Source organism: Mycobacterium parascrofulaceum ATCC BAA-614 (assembly GCF_000164135.1).
Classification (GTDB): domain Bacteria; phylum Actinomycetota; class Actinomycetes; order Mycobacteriales; family Mycobacteriaceae; genus Mycobacterium; species Mycobacterium parascrofulaceum.
This window is the reverse complement of the sequence record NZ_GG770555.1, coordinates 960,807-962,490: the sequence shown is the minus strand read 5'-3', so window position 1 is coordinate 962,490 and position 1,684 is coordinate 960,807. Positions and strand designations below refer to the sequence as shown.

The window sequence follows — 1,684 nt, the reverse complement described above, 5'->3', positions numbered from 1 at the left end:
GCCTCGATTTTGCGCGTCGGCGTGGTCCGGCGATGCTGAGCCGCGGAAAGCGTTGAGGGATAGCCATTTTGGTCTTGGGGTGTGTTTGGCCCGCCCGTGTCGCCGGGTGGGCGGGCTTTCCGGGGCCGGTGGGTGTTTCGGGTCGGCGGGGCAAGGTGTTGCGGCTGGTCAGGGGAAGGCGGTGCGGAGGCGGTGCCAGGCAGTGCTGATGGCGGTGGCCCAGCGCCAGGTGGCGTCGATGCGCAGCCGTAGTTGGCGGGCGCCGCGGGTGATGCGGGCCGCCACGTGCAGAACCCGGTAACGGAAGGCGGTGATCTCGCAGCGAGCCAACTCGGGGGTGTCGGTGAAGCCGATCAGTTGGGCCCAGGCGACCAGGTCGGCGGCGGCCAGCACGATCTCCAGCCAGGCAGCGTTGGACTGGAAGTCATGGCAGGGCAGGTTGGCCAGGCCGGCGGCTTTGGCCTGGCGGATGCGGTCCTCGACGCGGGCGTGCTGGCGATGGCGCAGTTCCAGGCCGGCCAGCTGCCCGGGCACGGCCCCAGGGGCGGTGTCGGTGATGAACGCGGTCACCCGCATGCCGTCGATGTCGGTGAAGCGCAGCTGCGCACCGGGGTGGGGCCGCTCTTTGCGTAGCACCAGCCGGGTCCCGGCAGGCCAGGTAGCCAGGTTGACCAGGGGCGTAGCCTCAGCCACCCACGCCCCGTCACGTATCTCGCCGCTGGAGTCGATCGCCGGGTACCAGCCCTGGGCGAGGTTGAGGGTGTCCACGGCATCCCAGATGCGGGCATCGACGGGAAATCCGAAGGAGAACCCGACCCCGCGATCACGGCAGGCCTGGGCGAAACGGTGGGTGGCCCCGGCGGTGTCGGAGCGCACCACCACCGCCGGCGCGCCCGGATCGTGCGAGTCGGGACGCCACTCTGCTGGTAGCGAGGCCAGCGCCTGGTCAAGGACCGTGACGTGGTCGGCGGCGGTGTTCGAGCCGGCGTTGCCGGCCCGCAACAGCCCGGCCAAAGCCTCACCGCCGGCGATCTCCGGGCGGTCCAAAAACGCCAGCAGCGGGTGGTGGCCGAAGGACTTCTTCCACGTCGGGGCCGCCTCGGCCTTGTTGTCGGAATGGTCGATAACCAGCGTGGCGTCGAAGTCGATATACAGCGGCTGACCACCGATGGGGGCGGCTCCGGCAGCCCAGGCCGCCGCCCGCGCCGCCGCCCGTGCGGCGCGAACCTTCGGTAGGTGCGCGGCGTCGATACGCGCATCGACCAGCCGCCACATCGTCGTCGTGGAGGCCTTGGCCCCGAACACATGCTCGCGGTCCCCGCATAGCTGGCCGACGCCGTCGATGCAGTCCGCCCCGTCGGCCACCGCTGCGGCCAAATCGGCGAACACCGCACCCGGGGCATGCACCCAGGGCCCCTTGTAGGAATCAGCCAACACCGCTGTGACCTGCGCGGATAATCCGGTCTGGTCGGCGAGCTCACGCAACAGCCCCATCCCAGCGTGCGACACCACCCCGCGTCCGTCCGCCGATACTTTCACCCGCCGCGCCGCCGCGATACTCTTCACCTGCGAGGTGCCTTCCAGCCAGGATATTGAACCGTAGAGAAGTCCAATCATCCTTTGCAGGACAGGCACTTTCGCGCATCAACACCCATCTACACCGGCATTCCGCGAAAAATCCGGG

1 protein-coding gene is annotated in these 1,684 nt (G+C 69.4%); it reads right to left on the bottom strand.

What is annotated here, in order from left to right:
* Window positions 1-168 precede the first annotated feature (168 nt).
* A complete protein-coding gene (locus HMPREF0591_RS19945; protein ID WP_031345417.1) occupies window positions 169-1,566 on the bottom strand; it encodes an IS1380 family transposase in 1,398 nt (465 codons plus the stop codon).
* Between the last annotated feature and the right edge of the window lie 118 nt (window positions 1,567-1,684).